We start from the raw sequence: 16,412 nt of genomic DNA, 5'->3' as shown, positions 1-16,412 counted from the left end.
CTCTGGTCCGGGCCACTCTGATCCGTGACGCTCCAGATCTTGGACAGTTTCCGTTTCGGCGGCGGGCTCAACCGGCGGTTGAAGCGCGGATGGGTAGTCAACCAGGGCATCGCTGGGAACCGTCTCCTGCGCAACGGCGTCGGCGAACACGCGCTGGCGCGCTTCGACAGCGACGTGCTCTCCATCCCCGCCCTGACCCACGTCCTGGTCCACTTCAGTATCAACGACCTGAAGTGAACGACTGGATCCGTACGACGGACGCCTTCGACGCCGTCTTCGATGTGGCGAGCGCTGTCGCGGACCCGCACGCCCGCGACCACATCCACCCGGCGCTGGACAGTGGCGACGGCATGCACCTGAACGACAGGGGCGCGCAGGCGATGGCCGACGCGGTGAACCTGGACGACCTCGCGCTCTAGCGCTGGTCACCGCGATGGCGCGTACCGACGGGAGCCGTCAGACCCCGAGGACGTGGTTCAGGTGGGCGTTGGTGAAGACGCGGTGGGGGTCGAGCCGGTCGCGGACGGCCTGGAAGTCCGCGAAGCGGGGGTACGCCGTGGCCAGCGAGGCGGCGTCGCGGTAGTGCAGCTTGCCCCAGTGCGGGCGACCGCCCAGCCCGGCGGCCACCTGCTCGAAGGCCCGGAAGTACGGCTCGTACGGCATGCCGACGTACTGGTGCACGGCGATGTAGGCGTTGTCCCGGCCGTAGCCGTGCGACAGCCAGATGTCGTCGGCGGCGGTGAACCGCACCTCCACCGGGAAGAGCACCTTGAACGGCAGGTCGTCCACGATCCGCTGGAGCGCGGCGAGCGCCTCGGGCAACGCCTCGCGGGGCAGGCCGTACTCCATCTCCACGAAGCGGACCCGGCGCGGCGTGCAGAAGACCCGGTCGGAGCGGCCGGTGTACCGGCGTTCGGTGAGGGCACGGGCGGAGACCGCGCTGATCCTCGGGGCCAGCGCGGGTACGGCCCGGCCGAGTCGGCAGGCGCCGGCGAAGACCCGGTTGGACAGGAAGTCGTCGTCCACCCAGCCGCGCCAGCGGGACAGCGGCCGGTCGTTGGCGGGTACCCGGTCGTTGGCCTTGACCTGGACCCGGGACGTGTACGGGAACCAGTAGAACTCGACGTGGTCGTGCCGGCCGATCAGCTCGGGCAGTTCGCCGAGCACGTCGGCCAGTTCGGCCGGTCGTTCGTGGGCGCGCAGGACGAAGGCGTCCACGCAGCGCAGGGTCACCTCGACCAGGACGCCGAGCGCGCCGAGAGACACCCGGGCGGCGGCGAGAACGTCGGGATGCTCGTCGGCGGAGCAGCGCAGCACCTCGCCGGTGCCGGTGACCACTGTGATTGCCTCGACGAAGGTGGAGAGGCACCCGTAGCCGGCTCCGGTGCCGTGGGTGCCGGTGGAGATCGCTCCGGCGACGGTCTGCGCGTCGATGTCGCCGAGGTTGGGCAGCGCGAGGCCGTGCCGGGCGAGCAGGCCGTTGAGCGCGTGTAGCGTCATGCCCGCCGGCACGGTGACCAGTCGGTGGGCGACGTCCACGCTGACCAGGGTGTCCAGATCGGACAAATCCATCCGACGGTCGTCGGCGAGCGCGACGGCGGTGAACGAGTGGCCGCTGCCCGTCACCCGGATCCGACCGCCGTCGGCGGCGGCAGATCGGACGGCTTCTGTGACGTCGGTCGGCGAGCCGGGGCGCAGGATCGCGCTGGCGCTGCCACGCTGGTTCCCGGCCCAGTTGGACCATCCAGCCCCGAGCGGTGCGGTGCGGACCATGCGCACTCCTCATTCATGAATATGAACTGACTTCATATCAGGAACGTTCTAGCTGGTAAATACCGCAATTGCGATCCGCTCGTTGTACCGGTAGTCACGGACTCGTGACGTGGAGATATGTTCATCCGTCGAAGGGGGGTGGCGCAGAGTGTCCACACCAGCCGCCACGACCGGGCCGCTGCGCCGCGTACCGGTGCAAGGTCGAAGTGTCGCGCGGGTACAGCGCATGTTGGATGCCTGCGCCGAACTCGTCGACGAGGTGGGGTACGAGGGGCTGACCACCACCCTGCTCGCCGAGCGGGCCGAGGTGGCGATCGGGTCGGTCTACCAGTTCTTTCCGGACAAGCGGGCGATCGTGCAGGCGTTGACCCTGCGGACCATGGAGTCCTACCTCCAGCGCCTCGACGAGCGGTTCGCCTCCGACGAGATGACCCACTGGTGGGACGGCGTCGACGCGGGCATCGACGAGTACATCACGATGCACCGCACCGTCCCCGGCTTCCGTACCCTGCACTTCGGCGACGTGGTCGACCTGCACCTGCTCGACGAGCAACGGGACAACAACGGCGTGATCGCCGACCAGTTGGCCCGGGTGCTCACCGAGCGTTTCGGGCTCACCGACGTGCCCAAGCTGCGCTTCGTGCTGGAGATCGCGGTCGAGGCGGCGGACGCGCTGATCAAGCTCGCTTTCCGCCGGAAGTCCGAGGGTGACGAGCGGGTGCTGCTGGAGGCGAAGGCGTTGATCCGGGAGTACCTGCACCGCCAGGTGGACGGCCCGGACAACGCCCGGTCCACCGTCGGCAAGCATGCTGAGGCGCCCCAACCGGCCTGAGTCGGTGCGGGGCGCGGGCCCCGACCCCGCGGTGAGGGCGGCTGTCCGGTTTCAGAGGAAGGCCTGCCCCTCACCCCGGTAGGTGGGGACGGTCGCCACCACCGCGTCCCCCTCGATCAGGTGCAGCTCGTTGACCCGTTCACACAGCTCACCTGCCTTGGCATGCCGGAACCACACCCGGTCGCCGACGTTCAGCCCGGCCGCCGCCGCTCCGGCCAGCGGAGTTTGCACCTCGCCGGCGCCCTCGGTGCCGACCAGCTTCAGCCCCGCCGGTAGCCACGGCCGGGGCAGTCGACTGTCGGCGGCCGGGCCGGAGGCGATCCAGCCACCGCCGAGCACCGTCGCCAGCTCCGGCGTCGGTCGGCGGACCACCGCGCAGGCGAAGAACGCCGCAGGGGTGGGCCGCCAGGCGCGGTACCCGTCGAACAGCGTTGGCCCGTACAGGCCCGATCCTGCGGTGATCTCGGTTACCGCGGGATCGGCGCTGGTCGCGGCCACGCTGCCGGTGCCGCCGCCGTTGACGAACTCCAGGTCGGCGTGCTCGCGTACCGCTGCGACCGCCGCGCCACGGCGGGCCAGCAACTCGCGGTACGACCCGCGCTGGGTCAGCCTGATCGCGCCCGCCAGCAGCGTCTTGCCCGGCGGCGCGTCACCCAGGCCAGCGATCTGCGCCTCGTACGACATCAGCCCGACCAGCCGGAAGCCGGGCCGACCGGCGACGGCGGCGGCGAGCGCGCCGGCCGCCCGAGCGCTGTGCACCGGTGAGCGGCGGACGCCGACGTGCACCCGACCGCGCAGCGGTCGCCAGGAGGCGTCCAGATCCAGGCACAGCCGTAGCTCGGCGCGCTGCCCCGGCGCCTTGACGGCGTCGATGAGGTCGAGTTGACCGGTGCCGTCGATCATCAGGGTGATCGCGGCGGCGAGTGTCGGGTCGGCGCCCAGCTCGGCGAGGGCTGCCCGGTCGGCGCTCGGATACGCGACCAGCACGTCGTCGCTGACGCCGGCGCGGACCAGCCAGATCGCCTCGGGCACTGTGAATGCCATCACGCCCTGCCAGCCGGGCCGGGCGAGGGCTCGACTGATCAACTCCCGGCTGCGGACCGACTTGCTGGCGAGGCGGACCGGTTTTCCGGCGGCGCGATCGGCAAGGGCGACCGAATTGGCGTCGAAGGCGGTGAGGTCGACCACCGCGTACGGGGGGTCGAGGTGGGCAGTCGCCCGATCCAGGCGCTCGCGAAGTTTGTCGCTTTCGATGGCCACGTGTGCACGCTAACTGTCTGACGGAGAATGCGAAATACCCTCGCGTACGTCCGGGCTGCGGTCGGTAGCTCCGGCGGCCTAGGCTCAGCGAGCAGGAGAATGTCGCCCGGGGGGTGGCCCCCACCGGGTCTAGAGTGTTGCACCGGAGGTGCCCAGCGATGGGCCGGCACGTGGAGGTACGGCCATCGAAAGCCAGAACAGCGGCGAGTCGCCCGGCGTGTCGCGCTCGGGTGACCAGTCGGACAACGCCGCCAAGCAGCCCAACGGCGGTCAGGTTGATCCGTCCGGTTATGCCGCGATCCGGTCCGTGCTGCGCATCCGGCCGTTCCGCCGGCTGTGGATCGTGCTCGGCGCCGCCTCCTTCGGTGACTGGCTCGGCCTGCTGGCCACCGCACTCTTCGCCGCCTCGCAGGTGCAGGGCAGCACCGCCCAGGGCGCCGCGTTCGGCGGGGTCACCGCGATCCGGCTGCTGCCCGCGCTGGTGCTCGGCCCGGTGGCCGGCGTCTTCGCCGACCGGTTCGACCGGCGCTGGACGATGGTCATCTGCGACCTGTTGCGCTTCGTGCTCTTCGCCTCCATTCCGCTCTACGCCCTCAGTGGCGCCGCCGGCGGCCTGGTGGTCGGCTGGGCGCTGATCGCCACCTTCCTGATCGAGTCGCTCACCCTGCTCTGGATCCCGGCCAAGGAGGCCGCGGTCCCCAACCTGATCCCGCGGGCCCGCCTGGAGGCGGCCAATCAGCTCACCCTGATCACCACGTACGGCCTCACCCCGGTCGCCGCCGCCATCGGCCTCGCCGTGCTCGACCGTGGCGTCCGTGGCGCCGTCGGCGGCGACCTGCCCTCCTGGGCCGAGCCGGCCCAGCTCGCACTCTGGTTCAACTCCTTCTCCCGGCTCGCCACCGCACTGGTGGTGGCATTCGGCATCAAGGAGATCAGCGAGGCACAACGCGGTGAGGCCGAGCGTGCCGAGCAGAGCATGTTCCGGCAGTTCTCCGAGGGCTGGAAGTACATCGGCGCGACCCCGCTCGTCCGCGGCCTGGTGCTGGGCATCTTCGGCGCGTTCGCCGGTGGCGGCATCGTGGTCGGTACGGCCAAGTTCTTCGCCAACTCGCTGGGCGCGGGTGACGCCGCGTTCTCACTGCTCTTCGGCGCGATCTTCGTCGGCCTGGCGCTCGGCATCGGGCTCGGCCCGATGGTCGTCAAGGACATGTCCCGGCGCCGCTGGTTCGGCATGAGCATCGTGCTGGCCAGCGCCGCCGTGATGACCCTCGCCTTCGCCATCCACCTGTCCATGGCGATCGTCGGCGCGGTGCTGGTCGGCGCCGGCGCCGGGATGGCCTTCCTGGCCGGCACCACCCTGCTGGGTGGGGAGGTGGCCGACGAGGTGCGCGGCCGGGTCTTCGCGGTGGTGCAGATCGGCACCCGGCTGGTGCTGATCCTGGCCATCGGGCTGAGCAGCGTGCTGGTCGGTGTCGGCGGCTCGCGCAAGCTGGAGATCGCCGACCTCGGTGTCTCCGTCTCCTCCACCCGACTGCTGCTGCTCGCCGCCGGTGCCGCCGGCATCTTCGCCGGGATCAGCGCGTTCGGCCAGATGGACGACAAGAAGGGCGTACCGGTCCTCGCCGACCTGTGGGGCTCCATCCGGGGCCGTCCGCTGATGCCCGCCGAGCCGTTCGTCTCCACCGGGCTCTTCGTGGTCTTCGAGGGCGGCGAGGGCGCGGGGAAGTCCACCCAGCTCACCGCGCTCTCCGAGCGGCTGCGCGGTCACGGCCGAGAGGTCGTGGTCACCCGCGAGCCGGGGGCCACCGGCGTCGGCCGGCGAATCCGGTCGCTGGTGCTGGACACCTCCGGCGACGACGCGCCCTCGCCCCGGGCCGAGGCGCTGCTCTACGCCGCCGACCGGGCGCACCACGTGGCCACCGTCGTCCGGCCCGCGCTGGTCCGGGGCGGCGTGGTGATCAGTGACCGGTACGTCGACTCGTCCCTGGCGTACCAGGGCGCCGGCCGGACACTGCCCGTCGACGAGGTCTCCTGGCTCTCCTCCTGGGCCACCGGTGGGCTCAAGCCCGACCTGGTGGTGCTGCTGGACGTCGAACCGCGCACCGGCCTGTCCCGGGTGGCCTCGCGCAACACCGGCACCGACCGGCTGGAGGCCGAGTCGGTCGCCTTCCACGAGCGCGTCCGGTACGCGTTCCTCGACCTCGCCGCCGCCGACCCGAAGCGCTACCTGGTGCTCGACGCGTCCCGGCCGGCCGACGAGATCACCGGGCTGGTGGTCCGCCGGGTCGAGGAGATGCTCGGCAAGCCGGGCGGCATCGTGCACCCGCGGCCGGCGCAGGGCCCGGACACCTCGGTGCAGCCTGAGTTATCCGACGCGGAGCTGGTGACGATGGAGCACAAGACCTGATGCCGGACGTCTTCGCCGACCTGGTCGGTCAGGGCGAGGCGGTGGTCGAGCTGCGGCGCGCTGCCGCCGCGGCAGCCGCCGTGCTGCGTGCTGGCGCGGCCGCGTTGGGCACCGCCGGCCCGGCCCGCGGTGACACGTTAGCGGCCGACGACGCCGCGACCGGCGGGGTGGATCCGTCCGCCGGGATGACGCACGCGTGGATCTTCACCGGGCCACCCGGCTCCGGCCGTTCGGTCGCCGCACGGGCGTTCGCCGCCGCACTCGAGTGCGTGCACGGCACCGGCTGCGGCGAGTGCCCCGGCTGCCACACCACAATGGGCGGCACCCACGCCGACGTGCGGATGGTGGTGCCGGAAGGGCTTTCCATCGGCGTCGGCGAGATGCGCGCGCTGGTGCTCCGCGCGGCCAGCACCCCGTCCGGCGGGCGCTGGCAGGTGGTGGTCATCGAGGACGCCGACCGGCTCACCGAGGCCGCCGGCAACGCGCTGCTCAAGGCGATCGAGGAACCCCCACCGCGGACGGTCTTCCTGCTCTGCGCCCCGTCCACCCACCCGGACGACATCTCGGTGACCATCCGGTCGCGCTGCCGGGTCGTACCCCTGCGGCAGCCGCCGGCCGACGCGGTGGCCGAGGTGCTGGTTCGTCGGGACGGCATCGCGCCCGACGTGGCGCAGTGGGCGGCGGCGGCCGCGCAGGGCCACGTGGGTCGGGCCCGCCGGCTGGCCCGCGACCCGGAGGCCCGCAAACGACGCGAGGCGGTGCTCGCGGTGCCCCGCCGGTTGACCGGTGTCGGCGCGGCGTTCGACGCGGCGTCGGCGCTGATCGAGGCGGCCGAGGCGGAAGCCGAGGCGTCGGTCACCGAGGCCGACACGACCGAGCGGGCGGCACTGGAGACCGCGCTTGGCGCGGGCGGCACCGGCCGGGGCGCGGCCGGTGCCATGCGAGGCGCTGCCGGGCAGCTCAAGGAGCTGGAGAAGCGGCAGAAGTCCCGGGCCACCAGGGCCCAGCGGGACGCACTGGACCGGGCGCTGGTCGACCTCGCGGGCTTCTACCGGGACGCGCTCACCATGGCGCTGCGCGCACCCGTCGCCCCGGTGCACACCGACACGGCCGCGCTGGCCGGCGCGGGCGCGCAGAAGTGGGACGCCGAGGGGGCGCTGCGCCGGTTGGAGGCCGTGCTCGCCTGCCGTGCGGCGATCGAGGCGAACGTCAAGCCGCGGATCGCGGTCGAGGCGATGATGCTCGCCCTCTGGAAGGGCTGATTCCGCGCCTCCCGGCGTTGTCCACAGGCATCGACAGGCCCGATTGCGGTGCGGTACGGTCCCTGTGCCGTGGTGACGGTGGCACCACACTGAGTGATGGATCACCCGGGAGGAGTCGGCCGATGCCGCGGGGGGAGATCGACGAAGCCTGGATCGAGGAGGCGGTGCGACGCTACCGCCGGATCGAGTCCCTCCAGGCCGAGTTCGACCAGGCGGTGTCGACCGTCGAGGTGACCGTCCGCTCGCCGGACGGCCTGGTCGAGGTGGTGGTCACCGCCGGTGGACGGATCACCGACGTCCGGTTCCTCGGGCCGCTGCACGCCCGCAGCCCGCGCGACGTGGCCGGTTCCGTGCAGGCCGCGGTCACCGCGGCGGCCGACGCCGCCGAATGGGCCCGGGAAAAGCTGCACAACGAGACGTTCGCCGCCTACCGACCGCTCGCGGGGGCCTGAGATGGACACACTGCGCGCGCTCTCCGCCCGACTGGACGAGGCGAGCGCCACGCTCACCGTCATTTCGCACACCGTCACCGCCAGCGATCCGGCCCAGGCCGCGTTCGGCGCCGACGCACCGGGCCGCCCGGGCGAGATCGGTCGGGCGCTGCACCGGCAGTGGACCACCGCCACCGACGACCGGGCCCGGGAGGCCCGCGCCGCGGCCGGTCGACTGGCCGCCGCCGCGGCGGCCGTGCGGGAGGCCGCCGACCGCTACGCCGAGGTCGACCGGGCGGCCCGCCGCCGGCTCACCGGGGAACCGTGATGGATGCGCTGGACCGGCTCGCCGAGCCCGGCCTCGACCTGCTCCGCCGGGTGGACAGGCTGATCGCGGCCGGCGTCCCCGAGGGGCACCGGGTCTGGCCGCTGCTGCGCCGCATGCAGGTGCTGCCGGGCGACGCGGTCCGCGGCTTCCTCGACCTGCACCCGGTGCCGCTCGCCAGCGCCGGCCACGCGGTGCGCCGGCTCGTCCGGGGGTACGACGACGTTTCCGCCGCGCTCACCGACTCGGTGCTCTGGTCCGGTCCGGCCGCCACGGCGTACGGGCAACAGCGGGCGGCGCTGCTGCGCCACCTCGACGAGGGGCCGGACAGCCTGGTCGGGCGACTCGAATCCACCGCCGGTTACGCCGACGCCCTCGCCGACTGGGTGGAGGGCAGCCGTCTCGCGCTGGCCCGCACGTTGGCCGACGTGCTCCGCTCGGCCGAAGCGGTCGCCGTGGTCGCCGCCACCGCCACCGGTGCGTCGGCGCGCCCCGGGCCGGTCGGGCCCGGTGTGGCCGACGCCGCCGAGATCGCCGCACGGGTGCTGGCGGTGCTCTGCGTCGCGTACGACGGTGCGGAGACGCTGCTGCGTCAGTGGGCGCCGAGCCTGGCCGAGACCGCGTGGCGTCCGCCAACGGACGGACGACCCCGCTACGACCAGCCCACCCGGGTCGGCTGGTAACCGGGCCCTGTCCTTCGGCCTTGGCCGCGTCCCTCGGGACCTCTGGCTGCGATCGCGTCGCCCTACTGACTCGGTCTTCCGGGCCGTGGCTGCGTTGCCTCGGACAGGCCACGGCGTCGCTCGCGGGCGCCTGACCTGAGCCAGCCCCCACGGCGACGCCGTGGTCTTCCCCCTGCACCCCCCGCAGGTCTGCCTCCACTCAACGCCGCCGAGGCACGTCTTGTCTCCTGCCCGGCCCCGGATTCAACCGTCCGGGCGAGCAGCAACGGCACGACGGGACGCCCGGCAATAGGTCAAGTCGACGGTCATGAATGGCAGCGGGGCGTAGCCGGCCGGTGCGCCTTGCGCCGTGACCCGTCGTAGGGTGGGGGGATGGGCATGCTCTGCGCGGTCAGCTTCAACCGGTACGGGCGGCTCTACTACCTCGACCCGGGCGAGTTGCGTCCGCAGGTGGGCGACCGGGTGCTGGTGCCCACCGATGACGGGCCCGAGGTGGCGGAGTGCGTGTGGGCCGCGCAGTGGGTGACCGAGGACACCGACGGCTTCCCCCGCCTGGTCGGGCTGGCCGGCGACGACGACCTCCGCCGGGACGAGGCGTTGCGTCGGCGCAAGGCCGAGGCGAAGGTGGCCGCGAAACGGCTGATCCGCTCGCACGGCCTGCCGATGAAGGTGGTGGCGGTCGACCATGTGCTCGGCTCCGCCGAGAGCGGCGGTGAGCGCAGCACCGTGTACTTCACCGCCCCGCACCGGGTGGACTTCCGGTCCCTGGTCCGCGACCTGGGCGCGACCCTGCACTGTCGGGTGGAGCTGCGCCAGCTCTCCGCACGCGACTCCGCACGGGTGCAGGGCGGCATCGGCTCCTGCGGTCGGGACCTGTGCTGCGCCACGTTCCTGACCGACTTCGAGCCGGTGACCATCCGGATGGCGAAGGACCAGGACCTACCGCTCAACCCGCTGCGCATCTCCGGCGCCTGCGGTCGGCTGATGTGCTGCCTGAAGTACGAGCACCCGCTGTACCAGCGCTTTCAGGAGACCGCCCCGGCGGTCGGCAGCCGGGTCTCCACCCCCGAGGGTGACGGCCGGGTCGTCGGCCACAGCGTCCCCCGCGACGCGGTGACCGTACGCCTGGACGCCGACGGCTCCCGCTCCATGTGCTCCCGCGCCGACGTCTGCGGCTCCCGCCAAGCCCACGACCAGCACTACACCCCCTAACCCCACCCCGCCCCCGTCCCCGGCTCGGCCCCCACCCCTTGACCCCAAGCGGCGTGTCGGCGCAACAACTTCATGATCAACGGAGGGTGCTGGGTGGGGTGGGTGGGGTGGGTTAGTGAAGGACTGTGGGGGGTTCGGTTAGGTGGGGGGTCAGGGGGGACTTGGGGATCAGCCAACTCTGGGTGGGGGACTGGTCGGGGTTCACCTGCCAGTCGCGGGCGACCCGGTCCACCCCCAGCGAATAAATGGTCAACGTCCCGTCCGGGTCGATGCGCAGTCGTAGGAACGACTTCGAATCCTCGATGCCCTGGCCGGCGAAGAGTTCATTGACGTTCACTCCGAAAGAGCCGGCCACCAGCAGGTACGCCGCGACCAGTTGGCTGGCGACCAGCCCGATCACCGGGCCGTAGAGCACCGCCGCGGCGACCGCCGGCAGCGGCCACGGCCAGTCGTAGAACGGCAGCGCCAACCAGACCCAGGTGCCGGCCGCCGCCAGGGCCACCTGCGCCACGCCGTGGCCCACGCCGAGGATCCAGTGCCGCGCGTGGCGTTTGCCGCCCGCGCTCGGCGGCTTGGCGAACAGAGCCGCCGCGATCACCGTCACGAGCACCATCACCACCAGCGGGACGCTGAACAGCCGCTGGTTGGTGCTGTCGGCCCAGTTCGCCGTCGCACCGGCCATGGCCAGCATCAGCAGGGTGTGCAGGGTGCCGAGCAACGTGGTGAAGCCGGGATTGCGCAACGGCAACCGGGGGAAGATGCCCCAGCCGTAGCGGCGCGACCGCGCGGCGTCCGGGTAACGGGCCACCAGGTCGTACGGCTTGGCGGAGCTGGCCTTGCGGGCCAGCGTGTCCCGCGGTGGCACCTCGATGCGCTCCGGCAGCTTGTGCGTGGGGTAGAGGTACGCGCCACCGCCACCGCAGGTGATCAGCTCCCGGTCCGGCCCGGAGTAGCGGGCGTAGTGGTGCAGGTCGCCCGAGAGCAACAGCCGCACCCGCGCCCCGGTCGGGTCGATGATCGTGCGGATGAAGTAGTCGATCGAGTCGTACGCCGTGGGGTTGTCGGCGGCCTTGACCCAGGTCGGCGCCGGCGCCGCGATGATCACCTTGGACTCCGGCCCGAGCTGCCGGGCCACCTCGTCGAAGTAGGCCAGCTGCGGGTCGTCCAGGTACGAGCCGGACTGGTCGTCCACGCCGAGCAACCACCAGTCGGCCGGCAACTCCACAGCGAAGTACGACCGGGACTGCCCGGTGCCCCAGCCCGCGAAGTTGCGGTCCCGGGAACGGACGAACAACCGCAGGAAAGCCGTGAGACCGTCGTACCAGTCGTGGTTGCCCGGCACCGCGAAGAGCGTCGGCTTCTCAGCCGGTGCCACCGGCAGGGCAGCCTGGTACGGGCCCTTGCACCGGTCCTCGTACGCGGCGTAGGCCGCCGACGGGTACACCTGGTCGCCGCCCATCACCAGGGTCTGCGCCCGGGGCAGGCGGTGCCCGTCGACGGTCAGCTCGGGCTGCGCCAGCAGGTACGCCACCGAATAGGTGGCGTTGAAGCCGTCACCGAGGTCGGCCACGTAGTCGAGCCACAGCCCGCCGTCCGGCCCGACCTGGCGGAAGACGCCGTCGCCGAACGCGTTCTGCAACTCGCGCTTGTCGAGGTACGCCCCGAAGAGCACCGCGAGCAGCGTCCGAATGCCGGTGCTGATAAGCAGAAACGGCGCCAGCCACGGCACCGGCTTGCGCGGCGTGAAGCCCAACTCGAGCGGGTCGGTGCTGCGCGGCCGGTGGGCGGCGCGTTCACCGGCCGGCGCACGGTCAGGACGTTCGGTCGTCTCGTCCTGACGTTCGGGGTGGTCGCGTTCGTCGCTCACCCGGCGCAGCGTAGTCCCGGCACCGATCATCCGCTGTCCGGTAAGCGTCCAGATAGCGGCCGATGTCCGGTTGGTGCTTGCCGGCGGGGCGGGGGTATCCCGTTCGGTCGGTGCCGCCGGGGTGCCGTACACTTGCTGATCGTTGCCGCCTTAGCTCAGTCGGCTAGAGCGACGCACTCGTAATGCGTAGGTCGACGGTTCGATTCCGTCAGGCGGCTCGGTAGGGAAGCCCAGGTCATCGGCCTGGGCTTCTGCCGTTTCTCAAGGTCCACGAAAGCGCCGCCGGACGTGCCAGTCCGCAAAAGGTCCGTATCCCGGGCAACGACCGCGGGATCCCCTCAGGCCCTTTGGCCCCCCGTTGTCACGTTCACCGGTCTAGACCTGCCCGCAAGCACAGGAGCGAAGCATGGACGTGCCAGCCGCTTGCGTGCAGGGCTACGGGGTAGTGGAACTCTCTGTTTTGCCTATCAGCGGTCTCTACTGAGACGCGCATCGACAACGGCTCGTCCCGGACTTCGAGCGGGCACTGAAGCCGCAGCTTGACGTCGAGCCAGCGGGTGCTGCCGGGGCGCAACGGCTGGGACTGGCCGACGTCCTGAATCAGGACGCCAGATGTCTGCGCTTGCACCGCACGTATCGTGACCGGCAGAGGGCCAAAGTTGGTCACTTCCACCGACCCGTCCAATTCGGCGACGCCCTCGGTAACGACGCCGTCGGAACGGGCCGACCCCGGTATGACGACGAGTGCGACCGACGCGGCCCGTTCCCGCTGCTCACGTAAGTCTCGCAACTCGTTGACACTGATCCCGCCCAGCAGCAAGCCGACTAGGAAGACGGCGACGAGGCGCAGTTGAGCTTTCTTGACCGCATGACGACGGGTAGTGGTGGGACCCGATTCGGCCGGCACATGGTTGTGCTCGTCGAGATCGATCACGCCATGCTCAGGCACTGCGATAGCTTAGGGCCTCGGTCCCCTAACGCGTGGTCCATGCCACCCACGTGCCGATAGCCGATGCCCAGGACAGTCACCGTAGGCCACGAACGGTCGCGCGGTTGGGTGCCTCGGCCTACCCACCAGGCCCTCATCGGCCACGATCTTCGTCGTTCCAAACTGGCGCTCCGGGTCCCAGCGCCAGCTACGCCGCGTGATGGTCAAATGTTCAGCAGGCCGCCGTTGCGCACGACGTCGTCCTTGATCGCTATCAGATTCGCGGATACGTACGGGATGTTGTGCGCCTTGTGCCATTCGCTCGGGAAGTACGTCACCAACCGCGACGCCTGAAACCGGCATTCTATTTCAGGTACGAACCGAGAATACTTGGCGTCCGTGAAGTACCAGAACGAGTTTTCGTTGTAGAACGCCACATGCGTCGGATCTTGGTAGGCACCGCGACCGTCGGTGCTGGGAGTCAGCGACAACAGCATGCCGTTCGGCGCGAGTAGTCGGTACAGCTCATTGAACAGTGCGATCTTGTCCGGGATGTGTTCCAGAAAGTCCACCGCTCGAATGACACCGACGCTGTCGTCCGGCAGGTCCACGCCTTTCGTGATGTCGCAGACGATGTCCACACCCGACCCGTCGTGGTAATCCAGACCGAGATACCCTTCCGGCTTGTTGTGCGCGGCGCCCAGGTCGAGCGCCAGGAGCCCCTGCCGCCGTGACCAGGCCAGCACATTATGTTGAATGTTCCGGTCGTAGATCTCCACCGTGCGCTGCTGGATGCGCGCGTTGACATCTGGAATGCGCTGCGTGTTCTTGGCATGCATGCGTTGGAGGTACAGGCATTTCTGAATGTGATGGAACTCGCTCACCTGGTACATCCGAGCCATGAGATCGGCGTCGTCCGCAACGTCGAGCGACTCGTCGTACCCGCCGACCTTCTCGTAGATGTCCCGGCGGAACGCCCGAACATGGTTCGGTGCGTACCAGATGTAGCTCACGTTGTGTGGCGTCGGCGGCAGCGCCCGGCAGACCAGCACTTCGCGGCCGTCCACCTTGTCGTCGTAGTGCCGCCAGCCGAACGAACTCGCGAAACGGTCTTCGGAGCGGCCGCCGTCCTCCTGGATCTGCGCGGTGTCGCTGTAGACGAAACCCACCTCCGGGTTGGAGTCGAAGGCGTCGACGATCTCTTGCAGACAGTCGCTGCTGAGCAGGTCGTCGTCGTCAAGCTCGACCAGGATGTCACCGGCAGCCTCGGCGCAGGCGTACCCCTTCACTGCGCCGACGCCGTTCAGGTCGTCCTGGACGATGAGCCGGATCCGATCGTCGTGCCTCACGGGTCGCCAACGCGACCCCTGATTGAGGACGACCACCCATTCCCAGTCGGAGAAGGTCTGCGTGACGAGCGATTCGAAGCATTCGTCGATGAAGCGGGTGCGGTTGCTCCCCGTGAACACCGTTACGCGAGGCGTGCGCATGGAGACAATCACCGACCTGCCGAAGTCGAGGATCGAGGGGTAGGGGTCGGGCGGTACTTCGCGGGAACGGCGGAGGTGAGCCCTTTGTCCAGACGAATCGCCGCCTTGAAGGCGTCCCGCGCTGCTGCGTCCTCGCCAGATTGGGACAGCAACATGCCCAGTCGGAGGTAGGCGGTTGAGGACTTGTCATCGATCGACACGACCTTGCGGTAGATGTCTATCGCCGTCGTCGGCGCCTTGCCTTCCAGTGCTATGGCCTTGTTGTAAAGGGCCGGCTTGTAGTTGGCGTCGGCCGCCAGCGCCTTGTCGTAGTTACTGATCGCCTCGTCGGCTTGGTTGCGCGACTGGGCGATGTAGCCCAGGTTGAACCAGGCGAACTTGTTGTCGGCCTCGGCGTCCAGCAGCTTCTCGAAGGTGACCTTCGCCGCGTCGAAGTTGCCGGCCTGGCCCTGCTCGACACCGAGCTTAAGTAGGTCCGCCGGCGCAGTCTCGATGTCGCCGTTCGTCTTGTTGCCGGCGTTGTTCGTCTGTGGCTTGTCGGCAGGCTTGTCGCTGCATGCCGTGACTCCGGTCAGCAGGACCGCACCGCAGGCGAGTGACCCGAATATTTGACGCATGCTCATCTCTCCTCCTCGACGACGACGGGACGCTTCGACCTGCTGTCCGGCCGGCTGGCCCCGCTACTGTTGGACGTCGCCCGGCCCGACGTGTTGGACGGAGCTGTCAATGCCACCGGTGTGCCGAGTGAAATGCAGGACACCCAGATGTCGGCGCCTCCGCCGGTAAAGGTGAACTGGTAGCCACTGGTCGAGAGTGGCTGGATGAGCACAGGGTTGACGCCTGCTCCCGAGAGCTGATAGCCGGTTCCGACAGCGATATCTCCGGGCTCGCAGCCGAAATTGACAGGGGTGTCTGCAATTACGGTCAGCGGGCCCTGAATGTAGGCGGCCTCGACTCCGTTGCCTGCCACGCCCTGCGGACCTTGTGCCCCCGTGTCTCCCTGGGCCCCCTGCGCACCTTGGGCGCCCTGGAAGCCTTGGGCGCCGGTGGCACCCTGGGCGCCCGCGTCCCCCTGTGCGCCTTGGGCGCCTTGGAAGCCTTGTGCGCCTGTGTCGCCTTGCGGGCCTTGGGCGCCGGTGGCGCCTTGTGCGCCTGCGTCGCCTTGCGGGCCTTGGGCGCCGGTGGCGCCTTGGAAGCCTTGAGCACCTTGTGCGCCTGCGTCGCCTTGCGGGCCTTGGGCTCCGGTCGCGCCTTGTGCACCCGCGTCGCCTTGCGGTCCCTGAGCGCCGGTCGCGCCTTGTGCGCCCGCGTCGCCCTGTGGGCCTTGAGCGCCGGTGGCGCCTTGGAAGCCTTGAGCACCTTGTGCGCCCGGGTCGCCTTGCGGGCCTTGGGCTCCGGTCGCGCCTTGTGCACCCGCGTCGCCTTGCGGTCCCTGAGCGCCGGTCGCGCCTTGTGCACCCGCGTCGCCTTGCGGTCCCTGAGCGCCGGTGGCGCCTTGTGCGCCTGCGTCGCCTTGCGGGCCTTGAGCGCCGGTGGCGCCTTGGAAGCCTTGAGCACCTTGAGCACCCGCATCGCCCTGCGGTCCCTGAGCGCCGGTCGCGCCTTGTGCACCCGTATCGCCTTGCGGTCCCTGAGCGCCGGTGGCGCCTTGTGCGCCTGCGTCGCCCTGCGCGCCGGTGGCGCCTTGGAAGCCTTGAGCACCTTGAGCACCCGCATCGCCCTGCGGTCCCTGAGCGCCGGTCGCGCCTTGAGCGCCCGCGTCGCCCTGCGCGCCCTGAGCGCCGATGGCGCCTTGGAAGCCTTGTGCGCCTGCGTCGCCTTGCGGGCCTTGGGCTCCGGTCGCGCCTTGAGCACCCGCATCGCCCTGCGGTCCCTGAGCGCCGGTCGCGCCTTGAGCGCCCGCGTCGCCCTGCGCGCCCTGAGCGCCGATGGCGCCTTGGAA

The 16,412-nt window shown here is 70.5% G+C and carries 15 protein-coding genes, 1 tRNA gene and 1 pseudogene; 10 read left to right on the top strand and 7 right to left on the bottom strand.

Features of this window, described 5'->3' with window-relative positions; translation table 11 throughout:
• The first annotated feature begins 24 nt into the window (after positions 1–24).
• Together ACIA47_RS08335 and ACIA47_RS08330 are read left to right on the top strand one after the other, a co-directional pair.
• Entirely contained in the window at positions 25–237 is a 213-nt protein-coding gene (locus ACIA47_RS08335) for a hypothetical protein (RefSeq protein ID WP_396706525.1), read from the top strand.
• Positions 234–419 (top strand): hypothetical protein, encoded by a 186-nt coding sequence (locus ACIA47_RS08330; RefSeq protein WP_203122402.1) that lies wholly within the window; start codon positions 234–236, stop codon positions 417–419. The genes ACIA47_RS08335 and ACIA47_RS08330 overlap by 4 nt, the downstream gene beginning before the upstream one ends.
• Positions 420–456: 37 nt before the next feature.
• Here ACIA47_RS08330 and ACIA47_RS08325 read toward each other — a convergent pair whose 3' ends face one another.
• Positions 457–1,773: a D-arabinono-1,4-lactone oxidase gene (locus ACIA47_RS08325; RefSeq protein WP_396706523.1), complete on the bottom strand. Its 1,317-nt coding sequence runs from the start codon at positions 1,771–1,773 to the stop codon at positions 457–459.
• 226 nt (positions 1,774–1,999) lie between these two features.
• Between ACIA47_RS08325 and ACIA47_RS08320 the strand changes: the two genes are divergently transcribed.
• Positions 2,000–2,605: a TetR family transcriptional regulator gene (locus tag ACIA47_RS08320; RefSeq protein WP_203122411.1), complete on the top strand. Its 606-nt coding sequence runs from the start codon at positions 2,000–2,002 to the stop codon at positions 2,603–2,605.
• Between the two features lie 51 nt (positions 2,606–2,656).
• On the opposite strand, the gene ACIA47_RS08315 is transcribed toward ACIA47_RS08320, so the two are convergent.
• Positions 2,657–3,865, bottom strand: coding sequence for an amino acid deaminase/aldolase (locus ACIA47_RS08315; protein WP_396706521.1), 1,209 nt, complete (start codon positions 3,863–3,865; stop codon positions 2,657–2,659).
• A gap of 307 nt (positions 3,866–4,172) precedes the next feature.
• On the opposite strand from ACIA47_RS08315, the gene tmk reads away from it, so the two are divergent.
• The 6 genes from tmk (at position 4,173) to ACIA47_RS08285 (ending at position 10,185) form a co-directional block, all read left to right on the top strand.
• The gene (tmk, locus tag ACIA47_RS08310) at positions 4,173–6,272 is read left to right on the top strand and encodes a dTMP kinase (RefSeq protein WP_396707322.1); all 2,100 of its coding nucleotides are present in this window, start codon (positions 4,173–4,175) and stop codon (positions 6,270–6,272) included.
• Positions 6,272–7,534: a DNA polymerase III subunit delta' gene (locus tag ACIA47_RS08305; protein WP_396706520.1), complete on the top strand. Its 1,263-nt coding sequence runs from the start codon at positions 6,272–6,274 to the stop codon at positions 7,532–7,534. The genes tmk and ACIA47_RS08305 overlap by 1 nt, the downstream gene beginning before the upstream one ends.
• 122 nt (positions 7,535–7,656) lie before the next feature.
• Complete coding sequence (locus ACIA47_RS08300) at positions 7,657–7,986, top strand: YbaB/EbfC family nucleoid-associated protein (protein WP_203122400.1); 330 nt, start codon at positions 7,657–7,659, stop codon at positions 7,984–7,986.
• A gap of 1 nt (position 7,987) precedes the next feature.
• Entirely contained in the window at positions 7,988–8,293 is a 306-nt protein-coding gene (locus ACIA47_RS08295) for a type VII secretion target (RefSeq protein ID WP_355004913.1), read from the top strand.
• Positions 8,293–8,973, top strand: a complete 681-nt coding sequence (locus ACIA47_RS08290) for a hypothetical protein (protein ID WP_396706518.1) — start codon at positions 8,293–8,295, stop codon at positions 8,971–8,973. Before ACIA47_RS08295 ends, ACIA47_RS08290 begins: the two co-directional genes overlap by 1 nt.
• A gap of 372 nt (positions 8,974–9,345) precedes the next feature.
• A complete protein-coding gene (locus ACIA47_RS08285) occupies positions 9,346–10,185 on the top strand; it encodes a stage 0 sporulation family protein (RefSeq protein WP_396706516.1) in 840 nt (279 codons plus the stop codon).
• Positions 10,186–10,297: 112 nt separating this feature from the next.
• On the opposite strand, the gene ACIA47_RS08280 is transcribed toward ACIA47_RS08285, so the two are convergent.
• Positions 10,298–12,052 (bottom strand): metallophosphoesterase family protein, encoded by a 1,755-nt coding sequence (locus tag ACIA47_RS08280; RefSeq protein ID WP_396706514.1) that lies wholly within the window; start codon positions 12,050–12,052, stop codon positions 10,298–10,300.
• 144 nt (positions 12,053–12,196) lie between these two features.
• Between ACIA47_RS08280 and ACIA47_RS08275 the strand changes: the two genes are divergently transcribed.
• Positions 12,197–12,270, top strand: a tRNA-Thr gene (locus ACIA47_RS08275).
• Positions 12,271–12,419: 149 nt separating this feature from the next.
• Here the strand turns inward: ACIA47_RS08275 and ACIA47_RS08270 are convergent.
• The 4 genes and pseudogenes from ACIA47_RS08270 to ACIA47_RS08255 form a co-directional block, all read right to left on the bottom strand.
• Positions 12,420–13,001: a hypothetical protein gene (locus ACIA47_RS08270; protein WP_396706512.1), complete on the bottom strand. Its 582-nt coding sequence runs from the start codon at positions 12,999–13,001 to the stop codon at positions 12,420–12,422.
• Positions 13,002–13,204: 203 nt separating this feature from the next.
• On the bottom strand, positions 13,205–14,482 hold the full coding sequence (locus ACIA47_RS08265) for a glycosyltransferase (RefSeq protein ID WP_396706510.1): 1,278 nt from the start codon (positions 14,480–14,482) through the stop codon (positions 13,205–13,207).
• On the bottom strand, positions 14,479–15,093 hold the full coding sequence (locus ACIA47_RS08260; protein WP_396706508.1) for a tetratricopeptide repeat protein: 615 nt from the start codon (positions 15,091–15,093) through the stop codon (positions 14,479–14,481). The genes ACIA47_RS08265 and ACIA47_RS08260 overlap by 4 nt, the downstream gene beginning before the upstream one ends.
• A gap of 301 nt (positions 15,094–15,394) precedes the next feature.
• A pseudogene (locus tag ACIA47_RS08255) lies at positions 15,395–16,412 on the bottom strand (hypothetical protein); the annotation flags it as partial.

Source organism: Micromonospora sp. NPDC051227 (genome assembly GCF_044455385.1).
Classification (GTDB): Bacteria; Actinomycetota; Actinomycetes; order Mycobacteriales; family Micromonosporaceae; genus Micromonospora.
This window is presented reverse-complemented; position numbering and strand designations above follow the sequence as displayed.

Bases quoted from the DNA above. Each gene is read 5' to 3' on its own strand.
- ACIA47_RS08325 (WP_396706523.1), bottom strand. From the start codon at position 1,773: ATGGTCCGCACCGCACCGCTCGGGGCTGGATGGTCCAACTGGGCCGGG.
- ACIA47_RS08320 (WP_203122411.1), top strand. From the start codon at position 2,000: ATGTTGGATGCCTGCGCCGAACTCGTCGACGAGGTGGGGTACGAGGGG.
- ACIA47_RS08305 (WP_396706520.1), top strand. From the start codon at position 6,272: ATGCCGGACGTCTTCGCCGACCTGGTCGGTCAGGGCGAGGCGGTGGTC.
- ACIA47_RS08300 (WP_203122400.1), top strand. From the start codon at position 7,657: ATGCCGCGGGGGGAGATCGACGAAGCCTGGATCGAGGAGGCGGTGCGA.
- ACIA47_RS08295 (WP_355004913.1), top strand. From the start codon at position 7,988: ATGGACACACTGCGCGCGCTCTCCGCCCGACTGGACGAGGCGAGCGCC.
- ACIA47_RS08290 (WP_396706518.1), top strand. From the start codon at position 8,293: ATGGATGCGCTGGACCGGCTCGCCGAGCCCGGCCTCGACCTGCTCCGC.
- ACIA47_RS08285 (WP_396706516.1), top strand. From the start codon at position 9,346: ATGGGCATGCTCTGCGCGGTCAGCTTCAACCGGTACGGGCGGCTCTAC.
- ACIA47_RS08260 (WP_396706508.1), bottom strand. From the start codon at position 15,093: ATGAGCATGCGTCAAATATTCGGGTCACTCGCCTGCGGTGCGGTCCTG.